General features: G+C 34.0%; 23 protein-coding genes. All 23 read right to left on the bottom strand.

Features of this window, described 5'->3' with window-relative positions; all coding sequences use genetic code 11:
• Window positions 1–5: 5 nt before the first annotated feature.
• Complete coding sequence (rpsE, locus tag CLPUN_RS04550; protein ID WP_077846174.1) at window positions 6–503, bottom strand: 30S ribosomal protein S5; 498 nt, start codon at window positions 501–503, stop codon at window positions 6–8.
• Window positions 504–522: 19 nt separating this feature from the next.
• Window positions 523–882 carry a 50S ribosomal protein L18 gene (gene rplR, locus CLPUN_RS04545; RefSeq protein ID WP_077846173.1) on the bottom strand — a complete coding sequence of 120 codons (360 nt, stop codon included), beginning with the start codon at window positions 880–882 and terminating at the stop codon, window positions 523–525.
• An 18-nt stretch (window positions 883–900) separates the two neighbouring features.
• On the bottom strand, window positions 901–1,443 hold the full coding sequence (rplF, locus tag CLPUN_RS04540) for a 50S ribosomal protein L6 (RefSeq protein ID WP_077846172.1): 543 nt from the start codon (window positions 1,441–1,443) through the stop codon (window positions 901–903).
• 67 nt (window positions 1,444–1,510) lie between these two features.
• On the bottom strand, window positions 1,511–1,909 hold the full coding sequence (gene rpsH, locus CLPUN_RS04535; RefSeq protein ID WP_077846171.1) for a 30S ribosomal protein S8: 399 nt from the start codon (window positions 1,907–1,909) through the stop codon (window positions 1,511–1,513).
• A 32-nt stretch (window positions 1,910–1,941) separates the two neighbouring features.
• On the bottom strand, window positions 1,942–2,127 hold the full coding sequence (locus tag CLPUN_RS04530; protein WP_015390350.1) for a type Z 30S ribosomal protein S14: 186 nt from the start codon (window positions 2,125–2,127) through the stop codon (window positions 1,942–1,944).
• Window positions 2,128–2,143: 16 nt separating this feature from the next.
• Window positions 2,144–2,683, bottom strand: a complete 540-nt coding sequence (gene rplE / locus CLPUN_RS04525) for a 50S ribosomal protein L5 (RefSeq protein ID WP_077846170.1) — start codon at window positions 2,681–2,683, stop codon at window positions 2,144–2,146.
• A 22-nt stretch (window positions 2,684–2,705) separates the two neighbouring features.
• On the bottom strand, window positions 2,706–3,020 hold the full coding sequence (rplX, locus tag CLPUN_RS04520; RefSeq protein ID WP_077846169.1) for a 50S ribosomal protein L24: 315 nt from the start codon (window positions 3,018–3,020) through the stop codon (window positions 2,706–2,708).
• A 15-nt stretch (window positions 3,021–3,035) separates the two neighbouring features.
• Window positions 3,036–3,404, bottom strand: coding sequence for a 50S ribosomal protein L14 (rplN, locus tag CLPUN_RS04515; RefSeq protein WP_009167822.1), 369 nt, complete (start codon window positions 3,402–3,404; stop codon window positions 3,036–3,038).
• Between the two features lie 28 nt (window positions 3,405–3,432).
• Window positions 3,433–3,687: a 30S ribosomal protein S17 gene (rpsQ, locus tag CLPUN_RS04510; protein WP_026886672.1), complete on the bottom strand. Its 255-nt coding sequence runs from the start codon at window positions 3,685–3,687 to the stop codon at window positions 3,433–3,435.
• A 23-nt stretch (window positions 3,688–3,710) separates the two neighbouring features.
• Window positions 3,711–3,923 (bottom strand): 50S ribosomal protein L29, encoded by a 213-nt coding sequence (gene rpmC / locus CLPUN_RS04505; RefSeq protein WP_077846168.1) that lies wholly within the window; start codon window positions 3,921–3,923, stop codon window positions 3,711–3,713.
• Entirely contained in the window at window positions 3,923–4,357 is a 435-nt protein-coding gene (rplP, locus tag CLPUN_RS04500; RefSeq protein WP_077846167.1) for a 50S ribosomal protein L16, read from the bottom strand. Before rplP ends, rpmC begins: the two co-directional genes overlap by 1 nt.
• A gap of 17 nt (window positions 4,358–4,374) precedes the next feature.
• The gene (rpsC, locus tag CLPUN_RS04495; protein ID WP_077846166.1) at window positions 4,375–5,040 is read right to left on the bottom strand and encodes a 30S ribosomal protein S3; all 666 of its coding nucleotides are present in this window, start codon (window positions 5,038–5,040) and stop codon (window positions 4,375–4,377) included.
• Window positions 5,041–5,063: 23 nt separating this feature from the next.
• The gene (gene rplV, locus CLPUN_RS04490; protein ID WP_009167817.1) at window positions 5,064–5,399 is read right to left on the bottom strand and encodes a 50S ribosomal protein L22; all 336 of its coding nucleotides are present in this window, start codon (window positions 5,397–5,399) and stop codon (window positions 5,064–5,066) included.
• A gap of 20 nt (window positions 5,400–5,419) precedes the next feature.
• Window positions 5,420–5,698: a 30S ribosomal protein S19 gene (gene rpsS, locus CLPUN_RS04485; RefSeq protein WP_077846165.1), complete on the bottom strand. Its 279-nt coding sequence runs from the start codon at window positions 5,696–5,698 to the stop codon at window positions 5,420–5,422.
• Between the two features lie 65 nt (window positions 5,699–5,763).
• Window positions 5,764–6,597 (bottom strand): 50S ribosomal protein L2, encoded by an 834-nt coding sequence (gene rplB, locus CLPUN_RS04480; protein ID WP_077846164.1) that lies wholly within the window; start codon window positions 6,595–6,597, stop codon window positions 5,764–5,766.
• Window positions 6,598–6,658: 61 nt separating this feature from the next.
• Entirely contained in the window at window positions 6,659–6,955 is a 297-nt protein-coding gene (gene rplW, locus CLPUN_RS04475) for a 50S ribosomal protein L23 (RefSeq protein WP_077846163.1), read from the bottom strand.
• On the bottom strand, window positions 6,955–7,575 hold the full coding sequence (rplD, locus tag CLPUN_RS04470; protein ID WP_077846162.1) for a 50S ribosomal protein L4: 621 nt from the start codon (window positions 7,573–7,575) through the stop codon (window positions 6,955–6,957). Before rplD ends, rplW begins: the two co-directional genes overlap by 1 nt.
• A 26-nt stretch (window positions 7,576–7,601) precedes the next feature.
• Window positions 7,602–8,231 (bottom strand): 50S ribosomal protein L3, encoded by a 630-nt coding sequence (gene rplC, locus CLPUN_RS04465; RefSeq protein WP_077846161.1) that lies wholly within the window; start codon window positions 8,229–8,231, stop codon window positions 7,602–7,604.
• 75 nt (window positions 8,232–8,306) lie between these two features.
• Window positions 8,307–8,615 (bottom strand): 30S ribosomal protein S10, encoded by a 309-nt coding sequence (rpsJ, locus tag CLPUN_RS04460; protein ID WP_008426564.1) that lies wholly within the window; start codon window positions 8,613–8,615, stop codon window positions 8,307–8,309.
• Window positions 8,616–9,065: 450 nt separating this feature from the next.
• Window positions 9,066–10,259 (bottom strand): elongation factor Tu, encoded by a 1,194-nt coding sequence (gene tuf / locus CLPUN_RS04455; RefSeq protein WP_077846149.1) that lies wholly within the window; start codon window positions 10,257–10,259, stop codon window positions 9,066–9,068.
• 178 nt (window positions 10,260–10,437) lie between these two features.
• Window positions 10,438–12,504, bottom strand: a complete 2,067-nt coding sequence (gene fusA / locus CLPUN_RS04450) for an elongation factor G (protein ID WP_077846160.1) — start codon at window positions 12,502–12,504, stop codon at window positions 10,438–10,440.
• An 84-nt stretch (window positions 12,505–12,588) separates the two neighbouring features.
• Window positions 12,589–13,059, bottom strand: coding sequence for a 30S ribosomal protein S7 (rpsG, locus tag CLPUN_RS04445; protein WP_077846159.1), 471 nt, complete (start codon window positions 13,057–13,059; stop codon window positions 12,589–12,591).
• 149 nt (window positions 13,060–13,208) lie between these two features.
• A complete protein-coding gene (gene rpsL, locus CLPUN_RS04440; protein WP_077846158.1) occupies window positions 13,209–13,586 on the bottom strand; it encodes a 30S ribosomal protein S12 in 378 nt (125 codons plus the stop codon).
• Window positions 13,587–13,604 lie beyond the last annotated feature (18 nt).

Here is a 13,604-nt window from a genome sequence, read left to right as displayed (position 1 = left end):
ACCTCCTAACCTAATATTTCTTCTACAGATTTGCCTCTTAATCTAGCAATATCTTCAACTGTTCTTAAACTAGCTAATCCGTTTATTGTAGCACTTACCATGTTATTAGGATTGTTTGATCCTAATGATTTAGCTCTAACATCCTTTAACCCTGCTAATTCAAGTACAACTCTTGCTGGACCTCCAGCGATAACTCCTGTACCTTCTTTAGCTGGCATAATTAAAACATTTGAAGTTCCAAATTTACCGTTCACTTGATGTGGAACTGTTGTTCCCACCATTGCAACACTTACTAAATTTTTCTTAGCATCTTCTATTCCTTTTTTAATTGCTTCTGGGATTTCGATAGACTTACCCATTCCAACACCAACGTGTCCGTTCTCGTCTCCGACAACAACTAAAGCGCTGAATCTGAAGTTTCTACCACCCTTAACAACCTTAGTAACTCTGTTTATAAAAACAACCTTTTCCTTAAGGTCTAGTGTACTAGGATCGATTCTCATTTATTTCCCTCCTCGTATATTAGAATTTCAAGCCTGCTTCTCTAGCTGCTTGTGCTAATTCTTGAATTCTTCCGTGATATATGTATCCACCTCTGTCAAATACCACTGTATCAATTCCTTTTTCTATAGCTTTTTTTGCAACTACTTCTCCAACAAGCTTAGCGCCTTCTTTGTTTCCGCCTTTAACAGCGAAATCTTTATCTAGACTTGAAGCAGCTACTAATGTAACACCATTTATATCATCGATAATTTGTGCATATATATTCTTTTCACTCTTAAAAACTGAAAGTCTTGGTCTTTCCGCAGTTCCAAAAACTTTTTTACGAACTCTAAGGTGACGTTTTTCTCTTTTTGCCTTTTTGTCTACCTTTTTGAACATAAAACTCACTCCTTTCTATTATTTCTTACCAGTCTTACCTTCTTTACGTCTGATCACTTCGTTTTCGTACTTAATACCTTTACCCTTGTATGGTTCTGGTAATCTCCATTTTCTTATATCTGCTGCTGCAAATCCAACTTTTTCTTTGTCGATTCCGCTAACTATTATTCTAGTTGCAGCTGGAGTTTCGAATGTGATTCCGTCAATAGGTTCAATTTCAACTGGGTGTGAATATCCAAGGTTCATTACAAGTTTCTTTCCTTGTAATTGAGCTCTATAACCAACACCAACTAAATCTAAAGTCTTTTGATAACCTTCTTTTACTCCAATTACCATATTATTAATCAATGCTCTTGTTAAACCATGAAGAGCTCTATGATCTTTTTGTTCACTATGTCTAGTAACAATTACTTCATTGTTCTCAACAGCTATGCTAATATTTTCATGCATAGTTTTAACTAATTCACCCTTTGGCCCCTTAACTGTAACAACGTTGTCTGGTGTTACAGTAACAGTTACGCCAGCAGGAATAGCTATTGGTAATCTACCTACTCTTGACATAATTGCACCTCCTGTATTATTTAAAAATTATATGTCTATCGTAACTTCGCTTAGTTTATTAAAAATATTACCAAACGTAACAGATTACTTCTCCGCCTAAACTCTTCTTTCTAGCTTCTCTATCTACCATTATTCCGTTTGAAGTTGAAACAACAGCAATTCCTAATCCATTAAGAACCTTAGGTACTTCATCTTTTTTACAATAAACTCTTAATCCTGGCTTAGAAATTCTCTTAATACCAGTTATAACTCTTTCTTTGTTGGCTCCATATTTAAGAGATAATCTTAACATTGGAACAACACCATCGTTATATTCATTTATTTCTTTTATATAACCCTCTTGTAATAATATATTTGCAATTTCCTTCTTTACTTTTGAAGAAGGTATCTCTACCACTTCATGTCTTACAGAATTAGCATTTCTTACACGAGTTAATAAATCTGCTATAGGATCTGTCATAACCATTTAATGTGCCTCCTTTCGTTACATTGTGTATATTACCAACTTGCTTTTCTACAACCTGGAATTTCGCCCTTATAAGCAAGCTCTCTAAAACAAATACGGCATACTCCATATTTTTTTAATACAGCATGTGGTCTTCCACATATTCTACATCTTGTATAAGCTTGTGTTTTAAATTTAGGAGTTTTGCTCCACTTTTCAATAATAGCCTTACGTGCCAATGTGTTTCCCTCCTTATTATTGAGCGAATGGCATTCCTAGGAATCTTAATAATTCCCTAGCTTCTTCGTCAGTGTTAGCTGTAGTAACGAAGATTATATCCATTCCTCTAACTTTATCAATCTTATCATATTCAATTTCTGGGAATATTAATTGTTCTTTGATTCCTAATGAATAATTTCCTCTACCATCAAATGCTTTGCTTGAAACTCCTCTGAAATCTCTAACTCTTGGTAAAGCAATACTCATTAATTTATCAGCAAATTCAAACATCTTAACTTTTCTTAGAGTAACTTTGCATCCTAATGCCATGTTTTCTCTAATTTTAAAGTTAGCTACTGATTTCTTTGCTCTTGTTAATATAGGTTTTTGACCTGCTATTAAAGTTAAATCGCTAACTGCTGATTCTAAAACCTTTTGGTTTTCTTTAGCTTCTCCAACTCCCATATTAATTACGATCTTTTCTAATTTAGGAACTTCCATTATGTTTTTATATCCGAACTTTTCGATCATAGCTGGAATTACTTCTTTTTGATACTTTTCTTGAAGTCTTGTCATATTAGTTACCTCCTTTCAAATTTTAGAATGTTTCTCCGCATTTTTTACATACTCTAACCTTAGTACCATCATCTAAGATTTTGTTACTAATTCTAGTTGCATTCTTACATTTGTTACAATATAACATAACTTTTGAACTATTGATTGCCGCTTCTTTTTCAATTATAGCACTTTCCATTTGGCCTTTATTAGCCTTTTGGTGTTTCTTTACTATATTAACTCCTTGAACAAGAACTTTTCCTGTCTTTGGATATGTCTTTATTACTTCACCAGTCTTGCCTTTATCTTTACCTGATATAACAATAACTGTATCATTCTTTCTTACATGTATCTTCAAGTTAGCCACCTCCTCTTATAGAACTTCTGGTGCTAATGATAAAATTTTGTTAAATTCTTTATCTCTTAGCTCCCTAGCAACAGGTCCAAAGATACGAGTTCCTTTTGGTTGTTTATCATCTTTAATTATAACTGCTGCGTTTTCGTCAAATTTAATATATGAACCGTCTGCTCTTCTTACACCTTTTACTGATCTAACTACAACTGCCTTTACAACTTCACCTTTTTTAACAACTCCACCTGGTGTTGCACTTTTAACGCTCGCTACTATAATATCACCGATATTACCAAACTTTCTTTTAGATCCGCCTAGGACTCTGATACACATAATTTCTTTTGCACCTGAATTATCTGCAACCTTTAATAAGGTTTGTTGTTGTATCATTAAATTACCCTCCTTTCAGTTTTAAAGCTTATTTAGCCTTTTCAACTATTTCAACAAGTCTCCATCTCTTATCTTTAGATAAAGGTCTAGTTTCCATTATTGATACTCTATCATTGATTTTAGCTTCATTTTTTTCGTCATGTACTTTGAACTTTGTAGTCTTATTAACTGTTTTTCCATATAACGGATGTCTAACTTTAGTTTCAACAGCAACTACAATAGTCTTTTCCATTTTATCAGAAACAACCCTACCAATTCTTTTTTTTCTTAATGATCTTTCCATTAGGGCTTACCTCCTTCCAACTTTTATTGTTCCAATGCCTTTAATTCTTCTTCTCTTAAGATGGTTTTTATTTGGGCTATAGATTTCTTAACTTCTCTTATTCTCATTGGATTTTCTAATTGACCTGTAGCTAATTGAAATCTTAAGTTAAATAATTCAGCTTTAAGATCGCCTAGTTTTATTGTTAAATCTTGAGGATTGCTTGATTTTAATTCGTTTAATTCTCTAGCCTTCATTATTCTTCACCACCCATTTCCGCAAAATCTCTTTTTGAAACAAATTTTGTCTTTACAGGAAGTTTGTGTGAAGCAAGTCTCATTGCTTCTCTTGCAGTTTCTTCTGGTACACCTGATAATTCAAATAATACTCTACCTGGTTTAACTACTGCAACCCAGTATTCTGGTGATCCTTTACCTGAACCCATTCTTGTTTCAGCTGGTTTTTCTGTAACTGGTTTATCTGGGAAAATCTTTATCCAAAGTTTTCCACCTCTTTTAATGTATCTATTAATTGCAATTCTGGCAGATTCAATTTGGTTGCTTGTAATCCATCCACAACTTAGTGCTTGGATTCCGTAATCTCCATAAGCCAAGAAATTACCTCTTGTTGCTTTACCTTTCATTCTACCACGTTGCACCTTACGATGTTTTACCCTTTTAGGCATTAACATGATCTATTCCTCCTTTCCTATGCGTTAGCCTCTTCCTTTTCTACTTTCTTAGTTGGAAGAACTTCTCCATTATAAACCCAAACCTTAACTCCGATTTTACCATATGTTGTATCTGCTTCTGCAAATCCATATTGAATATCTGCTCTTAATGTTTGTAGTGGAATTGTTCCTTCATGATAATGTTCAGTTCTTGCTATTTCAGCTCCGCCAAGTCTTCCAGAACATGCAGTTTTTACACCTTTAATTCCTTGTTTCATAGCTCTTTGCATTGTTTGCTTCATAGCTCTTCTGAATGAAATTCTCTTTTCTAATTGTGCAGCAATGTTTTCTGCCATTAATTGAGCATCAGCTTCTGCACTCTTAACTTCAACTATATTTATTAAAACATTTTTGTTTTTAACAAATGCAGTTAATTTATTCTTTAAAGCTTCAATTCCAGCTCCACCCTTGCCTATTATAACACCTGGCTTTGCTGTATATATATTTAATTTAACTCTTTTAGCTGCTCTTTCGATTTCTATTTTAGAAATACCTGCTGAAAAAAGTTCTTTTTTAACAAACTTTCTAATTTGATTATCTTCTACAAGATTGTCTGCAAAATTCTTTTTGTTAGCATACCATTTTGCATCCCAACCTTTGATAACACCTACTCTAAGGCCATGAGGATTTACTTTTTGACCCACTTGCTTTTCCCTCCTTTTATAAACTAAGCTCTTTCTTTAACAACAACTGTTATATTGCTTGTTTTCTTTAAAATTTTAAATGCTCTACCTTGAGCATGAGGTTGAAATCTTTTTAATGTTGATCCTTGACCAACGAAACATTCTGAAACATATAAATTATCAGCGTTTAATTCTAAATTATTTTCTGCATTCGCAACAGCTGACTTTAAAACTTTGTTAATTACAACAGCTGCTTCTCTTGGAGTATATTGTAAAATAGCAAAAGCTTCATTAACTTGTTTTCCTCTTATTAAATCAAGAATTACTCCTACCTTTGTTGGAGACATTCTGATATATTTTGCTATAGCTCTAGCTTCCATTTATGATCCTCCTTTCCAGGCTATCTCTTTTTTGATGATTTATCTGAATCATGACCCTTATAAGTTCTAGTTAATACAAATTCACCTAACTTATGTCCAACCATGTCTTCTGATATATATACTGGTACGTGCTTTCTTCCATCATGAACAGCAATTGTATGACCTATAAATTGTGGAAAAATAGTTGAACTTCTTGACCAAGTCTTTACAACCTTTTTATCTCCACTCCCATTCATTTCTTCTACCTTCTTGAAAAGTCCTTCATGAACAAAAGGTGCTTTCTTTGTTGATCTACTCACTAATATGCCTCCCTTCATAAATGCTAAGCCCTAAGTTGTGAAGAGAACTTACTATTCTCCCCAAACTACTTAGTTCTTCTATCTTTGATAATAAACTTATCCGAATATTTTTTACTTTTTCTAGTTTTGTATCCAAGTGCTGGTTTACCCCATGGAGTAACTGGACTTGGTCTACCAACTGGAGATTTACCTTCACCACCACCGTGAGGGTGATCATTAGGATTCATAACAGAACCTCTAACTGTTGGTCTCCATCCCATATGTCTCTTTCTTCCTGCTTTACCGATATTAACTATATCATTAGTTGCATTAGAAAGTGTTCCAATTGTAGCTCTACATTCGATTCTTACATATCTCATTTCACCTGATGGTAATCTAAGAGTTGCATAATCGCCTTCTTTAGCCATTAATTGTGCTGAATTACCAGCAGCTCTAACTAATTGGCCACCTTTTCCTCTTTGTAATTCAATGTTATGAATAACTGTACCAACTGGTATGTTCTTTAATGGAAGAGCATTACCTGGTTTAATATCAGCATTAACACCTGATTCTATAACATCTCCAACTTTTAATCCTACTGGTGCAAGAATATATCTTTTTTCTCCATCTGCATATACAACAAGTGCGATATACGCTGTTCTGTTTGGATCATATTCTATAGTTGCAACCTTTGCTGGAATTTCATCTTTATTTCTTTTGAAATCTATTATTCTGTATTTTCTCTTAACAGTACCACCACGATGTCTAACAGTGATTTTACCTTGATTATTTCTACCCGCTTTGCTCTTCAATGCTACAAGAAGTGACTTTTCTGGTTCTTGTGAAGTTATTTCTTCAAAAGTTGGCATAGTCATTTGTCTTCTTGCTGGTGTAATCGGGTTAAATTTTTTAACTGCCATTTAAAATTCCCTCCTTTTTCAAGCTTCTCTGGTGTTTGTCACCAATAATGGCTTTATTATACTATTGCATTCCTTCGAAGAATTCAATTCCATTGCTTTCTTCAGTTAATTTAACAATAGCTTTTTTGTAGTCTGGTCTCTTACCTACATGTACGCCCATTCTCTTAGTTTTTCCTAAACCGTTTATAGTATTAACATCTTCAACTTTAACATTGAAAACTTCTTCCACAGCTCTTTTTATTTGAGACTTATTAGCATCAGCATGAACTATAAAAGTGTACTTTTTTTCGGCCATAGATGACATACTTTTTTCAGTTATAACTGGCTTTCTTATTATATCATGGCTTGTTAATTTCATTATGCGTACACCTCCTCAATTTTTGATACCGCATCTTTAGTTATGATTAATTTTTCATACTTTAATAAATCATATACATTGATGTTATTTGCTGGAATAACACTTATTCCTTGAATATTTCTTGCTGATTTATAAACAACCTCATTTGATTCAGCAGTTATGATTAAAGCTTTGTTAGCTTCTAAAGCTTTTAACATTTCTACCATATTTTTAGTCTTTGGTGCATCGAAATTTAATGATTCAAGAACGATCATTTGATTTTCTTGTACCTTGCTAGTTAAAGCGGATTTCATAGCAACCTTTCTCATACTCTTTGGAACTGATACTCTATAGTCTCTTGGCTTTGGTGCGAATACAATACCACCTTTAATCCATTGTGGCGCTCTGATAGAACCTTGTCTTGCTCTTCCAGTACCCTTTTGTCTCCAAGGCTTAATTCCGCCTCCTCTAACTTCAGATCTAGTCTTAGTTGATTGAGTTCCTTGTCTCTTGTTAGCCAATAACGCTACTACTACTTGATGTAATGCAGCTTCATTAACTTCTGTTGCAAATACACTTTCATTTAACTCCATGTCTGCAACTTTATTTCCTTCTTTATTAAATACTCCTACTGTAGGCATTCTATTTCCTCCTTTCTTCAAAGAAATTAAGCTCTAGTTGTATCTTTAATTACTACTGTACCTTTATTAGGTCCTGGGATTCCACCCTTAATTAGTATTAAATTCTTTTCAGCTATTACTTTAACAACTTCTAAATTAAGTACTGTTGTGTTAACAGATCCCATATGTCCTGGCATTCTCTTATTCTTGAATGTTCTAGATGGATCTGATGAAGCTCCCATTGAACCTGGTGCTCTATGGAACTTAGAACCGTGAGTCATATCTCCTCTTTGTTGATTCCATCTCTTAATAGCACCTTGGAACCCCTTACCTTTTGAAACAGCAGATACATCAACTTTTTCTCCTACTTCAAATACATCCGCCTTTATTTCAGCTCCTACTTCATATTGACTAATGTCTTCAAGTCTGAATTCTTTTAATGTTCTTCTTAAACTAACTCCTGCCTTAGCAAATTGACCTTTTCTTGGCTTGTTAGCTAATTTTTCTCTTATTTCATCAAAACCAACTTGTATTGCTTCATAACCATCATTATCTAATGTTTTCTTTTGAACAACAACACATGGACCAGCTTCAACTACAGTTACAGGAATCACCTTTCCGCTTTCATTGAAAATTTGTGTCATCCCAATTTTTTTACCAATTATAGCTTTTTTCATGTATTTACACCTCCCAAACTAATTAGCGGACTGTTAACAATCATAACTAGCCGTTTTCTTTTTTATTTCCAGTTATTATAGCTTGATTTCTATATCAACACCAGCTGGAAGATTTAATCTCATTAATGCATCAACAGTTTTTGGTGATGGATTAACAATGTCGATTAATCTCTTATGAGTTCTTATTTCGAATTGTTCTCTTGAATCTTTGTACTTATGAACCGCTCTTAATATTGTAACAACATCTTTTTCAGTAGGTAATGGTACTGGTCCTACAACCTTAGCTCCTGTTGTTTTTGCAGTTTCAACGATTTTTTCAGCTGATTGATCTAATATTGTGTGATCAAAAGCCTTTAATCTAATTCTTATTTTTTGCTTTGACATTTCATTTCCCTCCTTTTTATGTACGTTTTACTTCTAACGCACAACAGCGGCTATTCTGTAAACTGCTCCAGGTGTTTCACACCTTTGCGAAATTTCACAAAATCCCTGTCGTCGGGTTCTAGACCCAAACTTACTCATCAAGAATTACCCGGAAGTCCGGCAACCTCTTGATTCATCGCTGTATGCTATGCAACTTCTTAATTATACTATTGTTACACAGTCTTTTCAAGCTTTTTTTTACATTTTTCTAACTTTTTATTTTTTCTTCATCTTAGTAATTCGCTTTCACTATTTTACTCGATATTTTATATATTTTCAATATTTTATATAGTTTTTCTATACAATAAAATTAAAAACTCAGTACAAGTCATATAATCTAATTATAATGATTTTTTCCAAAGTAAAAGCAAGGAATTAATTCCTTGCTTTTAATCTTTAAATTACTTACTATTATTTTTCTATGCTAGTAACAACTCCAGAACCTACAGTTCTTCCACCTTCTCTGATAGCGAATCTTAATCCTTCATCCATTGCGATTGGAGTGATTAATTCAACTTTCATATCAATGTGATCTCCAGGCATTACCATTTCCATTCCGTCTGGTAATTTGATTGATCCTGTAACGTCTGTTGTTCTGAAATAGAATTGTGGTCTGTATCCATCGAAGAATGGAGTATGTCTTCCACCTTCTTCTTTCTTTAATACGTATACTTGACCTACAAAATTAGTGTGTGGATGCACTGAGTTTGGTACTGCTAAAACTTGACCTCTTTCGATATCAGTTCTTTGTACTCCTCTTAATAATGCTCCGATATTATCTCCTGCTTGCGCTTCGTCTAATAACTTTCTGAACATTTCTATTCCTGTTACTACTACTTTCTTCTTTTCTTCACTTAATCCTACGATTTCTACTTCGTCTCCTACGTGAAGTACTCCAGCTTCAACTCTTCCTGTTGCAACTGTTCCTCTTCCAGTGATTGTGAATACATCTTCTACTGGCATTAAGAATGGCTTATCTGTTGCTCTTTCTGGAGTTGGGATATAGCTATCTACTGCATCCATTAAATCTAAGATACATTTGTTTGCTTCTGCATCTTCTGGATTTTCTAATGCTTTTAATGCTGATCCTGTTATTACTGGAATATCATCTCCTGGGAAGTCATATTCGCTTAACAATTCTCTTACTTCCATTTCAACTAATTCTAATAATTCTGGATCATCTACCATATCTGCTTTATTTAAGAATACTACGATATATTCGATACCTACTCTTGATCCTAATAGGATATGTTCTCTTGTTTGTGGCATTGGACCATCTGCTGCTGATACAACTAATATAGCTCCATCCATTTGTGCTGCTCCTGTTATCATGTTCTTAACATAGTCAGCATGCCCTGGACAGTCAACGTGAGCATAGTGTCTTGCTTCTGTTTGATACTCAACGTGTGCTGTATTGATTGTGATTCCTCTTTCTTTTTCTTCTGGTGCTTTATCTATTGCTGCATAATCAAATGCTTCTGCAAATCCTTTTTTTGATAATACTGTTGTAATTGCAGCTGTTAATGTTGTCTTTCCGTGGTCTACGTGACCTATTGTTCCAATATTAACGTGTGGTTTACTTCTTTCATACTTTGCTTTTGCCATTGTAATTTTCCTCCCTTATATAGACATTAATTAAAAGAATCTTTTCGTAAATATTATAACTGATAGATATTTTAATATCTACTTATATTATTCAAGTTTTTTACTATTTATATAAATTATTAAAATATATATAATATAAATAACCATATAAATAGTAACCAACTATATTTTTTAGATATTATTTAGCTCTACTACCAGCAATTTGTTCTTGAATGTTCTTTGGAACTTCTTCATAATGGTCGAATACCATTGAGTAAACGCCTCTACCTTGTGTTCTAGATCTTAATGAAGTAGCATATCCAAACATTTCCGATAATGGCACGAACGCTCTAATAACTTGAGCTCCATTAACAGCTTCCATTCCTTCCATTCTACCTCTTCTTGAGTTGATATCTCCAATAACATCTCCCATGTATTCTTCAGGAACTGTTACTTCAACCTTCATCATAGGTTCAAGAAGTACTGGGTTTGCTTTTGCCATAGCATTTTTGAATGCCATAGATCCAGCGATCTTAAATGCCATTTCAGATGAGTCAACTTCATGGTATGAACCGTGTACTAATTTAACTTTAAAATTAATAACATTATATCCTGCAATGATACCATTTAAAGCTGCTTCTTTAATACCGTTATCAATAGCTGGAATATATTCCTTTGGAATCGCTCCACCTACGATAGCATTTTCAAATATATAATCACCTTCAGTTGGTTCCATTTCAATTACAGCATGACCGTATTGTCCTTTACCACCTGATTGTTTAGCATATTTAGCTTCAGCTTTAACAGCATTTCTAATTGTTTCTTTATATGCAACTTGAGGAGCACCAACGTTACATTCAACTTTAAATTCTCTTGTAAGTCTATCAACGATAATTTCTAAGTGAAGCTCTCCCATACCTGCAATAATTGTTTGACCTGTTTCTGTATCAGTCCAAGTCTTGAATGTAGGATCTTCTTCTGCTAATTTAGCTAATGCTAATCCCATCTTTTCTTGTGCTGCTTTTGTTTTAGGTTCAATCGCAACATTAATAACTGGTTCTGGGAAGTCCATTGATTCAAGGATTATTGGATTATTTTCAGCACATAAAGTATCACCAGTTGTAGTGTTCTTTAGTCCTATTACTGCTCCAAGTTCTCCTGCTTCTAATGATTCAACTTCTTGTCTTGAGTTTGAATGCATCTTAACAAGTCTACCGATTCTTTCTTTCTTACCTTTTGTTGAGTTAAGAACATATGAACCACTTTCCATTACTCCTGAATATATTCTTGCGAATGCTAATTTACCAACAAATGGGTCAGTAGCAATCTTGAACGCTAATGCAGATAATGGTTCAGAATCCGAAGCTTCTCTATGAGCTTCTTCACCGTCTAACGTTGTTCCATTTACAGCTGGAATGTCTAATGGTGATGGCAAATAAGCTACAACACCATCAATCATTTGTTGAACACCCTTGTTTTTGTATGAAGAACCACAAATACATGGATAAATTTCATTAGCTATTGTAGCTTTTCTTAAAGCACTATGCAATTCATCTTCAGTGATTTCTTCACCTTCTAAATATTTTTCCATTAGTACTTCATCAGTTTCAGCAATAGCTTCTATCATTGCTGATCTATATTCTTCAGCTTGATCAGCATATTCTGCTGATATAGCTTCTTCTCTCATGTCTTTTCCAAGATCATCATAATACATAATAGCAACGTTTCTTATAAGGTCAATCATACCTTTAAAGTTTTCTTCGCCTCCAATTGGAATTTGAATTGGAACCGCATTTGCTTTTAATCTTTCTTTAACAGTGCTTACACATCTAAAGAAGTCTGCACCTGTTGCATCCATCTTATTTACATAGATCATTCTTGGTACACCGTATTTGTCCGCCTGTCTCCAAACAGTTTCAGTTTGTGGTTCAACCCCACTCTTCGCATCAAGAACTGTAACAGCTCCATCAAGTACTCTTAAAGATCTTTCAACTTCAACTGTGAAGTCTACGTGACCAGGAGTATCAATGATGTTAAGTTCGTGATCTTTCCAAAAACATGTAGTTGCAGCTGAAGTAATTGTTATACCTCTTTCTTGTTCTTGAACCATCCAGTCCATCGTAGCTGCACCATCATGAACTTCTCCTATTTTATGACTAACGCCTGTATAGAATAATATACGTTCAGTAGTCGTTGTCTTACCTGCATCTATATGAGCCATTATACCGAAATTACGGAATTTTTCCAAAGGATATTTTCTAGCCATTTATTTGTCCTCCTCTCAACGAGTAAATATAATTTAATTTGACAAAACTGCCTTAGCATAAGCCAAAACAGTTTTTGATATATATTAGTATCTGTAATGTGCGAATGCTTTATTAGCTTCTGCCATTTTGTGAGTATCTTCTCTCTTCTTAACAGCTGCTCCTGTGTTGTTAGATGCATCTAGTAATTCACCTGCTACTCTTTCACACATTAACTTTTCGCCTCTTTTTCTTGCTGCTATTAACATCCATCTTATTCCTAATGTCTGTCTTCTTTCTGGTCTAACTTCTATTGGAACTTGATATGTAGCACCACCTATTCTTCTAGCTTTAACTTCTAGTAATGGCATTACGTTGTTCATAGCTTCTTCAAATACTTCTAAAGCTTCTTTTCCACTTCTTTTTGCTATTAATTCAAATGCGTCATAGCATATTTTTTGGGCAACACCCTTCTTACCATCTTCCATAATACTGTTTATAAATTTAGTAACAACTTTTGAACTGTATACTGGATCTGGTAATACATCTCTTTTTGCAATATGTCCTTTTCTTGGCACTTTTCTTCCCTCCTTAACATTTTAAATTTAAGTTCATCGGTACTCGGTATTCATAATACCGCAAAGTGCTACATCTTTACATCTATATATAAACTTAAGTCAAATCTATAAATTCTGTTGAAGATAAGCACCACTGTTAGTTAAAAGTCCTATTTTTGTTTAGGTCTCTTAGCACCGTACTTTGATCTTCCTTGAAGTCTGTTAGCTACTCCAGCGCAATCTAATGCACCTCTTACAATATGGTATCTAACACCAGGAAGGTCCTTAACTCTTCCACCTCTTATAAGAACAACACTATGTTCTTGTAAGTTGTGACCTACTCCACCAATGTATGCAGTTACTTCAAATCCGTTTGTTAATCTAACTCTGGCAATTTTTCTTAATGCTGAGTTAGGCTTCTTAGGAGTTGTTGTTTTAACAACTGTACATACACCTCTTTTTTGAGGACACTCTTTAAGTGCTGGCGCAGTTGATTTAACTACTGCTGATTTTCTGCCTTTTCTTACTAATTGGCTAATAGTTGGCATTTTTTCACCTCCTGAAAT

It is taken from the genome of Clostridium puniceum, assembly GCF_002006345.1.
GTDB classification, from domain to species: domain Bacteria; phylum Bacillota; class Clostridia; order Clostridiales; family Clostridiaceae; genus Clostridium; species Clostridium puniceum.
The sequence above is the reverse complement of the archived record's forward strand: the minus strand, read 5'-3'. Positions and strand labels throughout refer to the sequence as shown.

Coding starts and splice junctions, on each gene's coding strand:
- rplD (WP_077846162.1), bottom strand. CDS start 7,575: ATGCCTACAGTAGGAGTATTTAATAAAGAAGGAAATAAAGTTGCAGAC.
- rplR (WP_077846173.1), bottom strand. CDS start 882: ATGTTCAAAAAGGTAGACAAAAAGGCAAAAAGAGAAAAACGTCACCTT.
- rplN (WP_009167822.1), bottom strand. CDS start 3,404: ATGATACAACAACAAACCTTATTAAAGGTTGCAGATAATTCAGGTGCA.
- rplE (WP_077846170.1), bottom strand. CDS start 2,683: ATGACAAGACTTCAAGAAAAGTATCAAAAAGAAGTAATTCCAGCTATG.
- rplF (WP_077846172.1), bottom strand. CDS start 1,443: ATGTCAAGAGTAGGTAGATTACCAATAGCTATTCCTGCTGGCGTAACT.
- rpsJ (WP_008426564.1), bottom strand. CDS start 8,615: ATGTCAAAGCAAAAAATAAGAATTAGATTAAAGGCTTTTGATCACACA.
- tuf (WP_077846149.1), bottom strand. CDS start 10,259: ATGGCAAAAGCAAAGTATGAAAGAAGTAAACCACACGTTAATATTGGA.
- rplP (WP_077846167.1), bottom strand. CDS start 4,357: ATGTTAATGCCTAAAAGGGTAAAACATCGTAAGGTGCAACGTGGTAGA.
- rpsQ (WP_026886672.1), bottom strand. CDS start 3,687: ATGGAAAGATCATTAAGAAAAAAAAGAATTGGTAGGGTTGTTTCTGAT.
- rpsL (WP_077846158.1), bottom strand. CDS start 13,586: ATGCCAACTATTAGCCAATTAGTAAGAAAAGGCAGAAAATCAGCAGTA.
- rplB (WP_077846164.1), bottom strand. CDS start 6,597: ATGGCAGTTAAAAAATTTAACCCGATTACACCAGCAAGAAGACAAATG.
- rplW (WP_077846163.1), bottom strand. CDS start 6,955: ATGAAATTAACAAGCCATGATATAATAAGAAAGCCAGTTATAACTGAA.
- fusA (WP_077846160.1), bottom strand. CDS start 12,504: ATGGCTAGAAAATATCCTTTGGAAAAATTCCGTAATTTCGGTATAATG.
- rpsH (WP_077846171.1), bottom strand. CDS start 1,909: ATGGTTATGACAGATCCTATAGCAGATTTATTAACTCGTGTAAGAAAT.
- rplV (WP_009167817.1), bottom strand. CDS start 5,399: ATGGAAGCTAGAGCTATAGCAAAATATATCAGAATGTCTCCAACAAAG.
- rpmC (WP_077846168.1), bottom strand. CDS start 3,923: ATGAAGGCTAGAGAATTAAACGAATTAAAATCAAGCAATCCTCAAGAT.
- rpsE (WP_077846174.1), bottom strand. CDS start 503: ATGAGAATCGATCCTAGTACACTAGACCTTAAGGAAAAGGTTGTTTTT.
- rplC (WP_077846161.1), bottom strand. CDS start 8,231: ATGAAAAAAGCTATAATTGGTAAAAAAATTGGGATGACACAAATTTTC.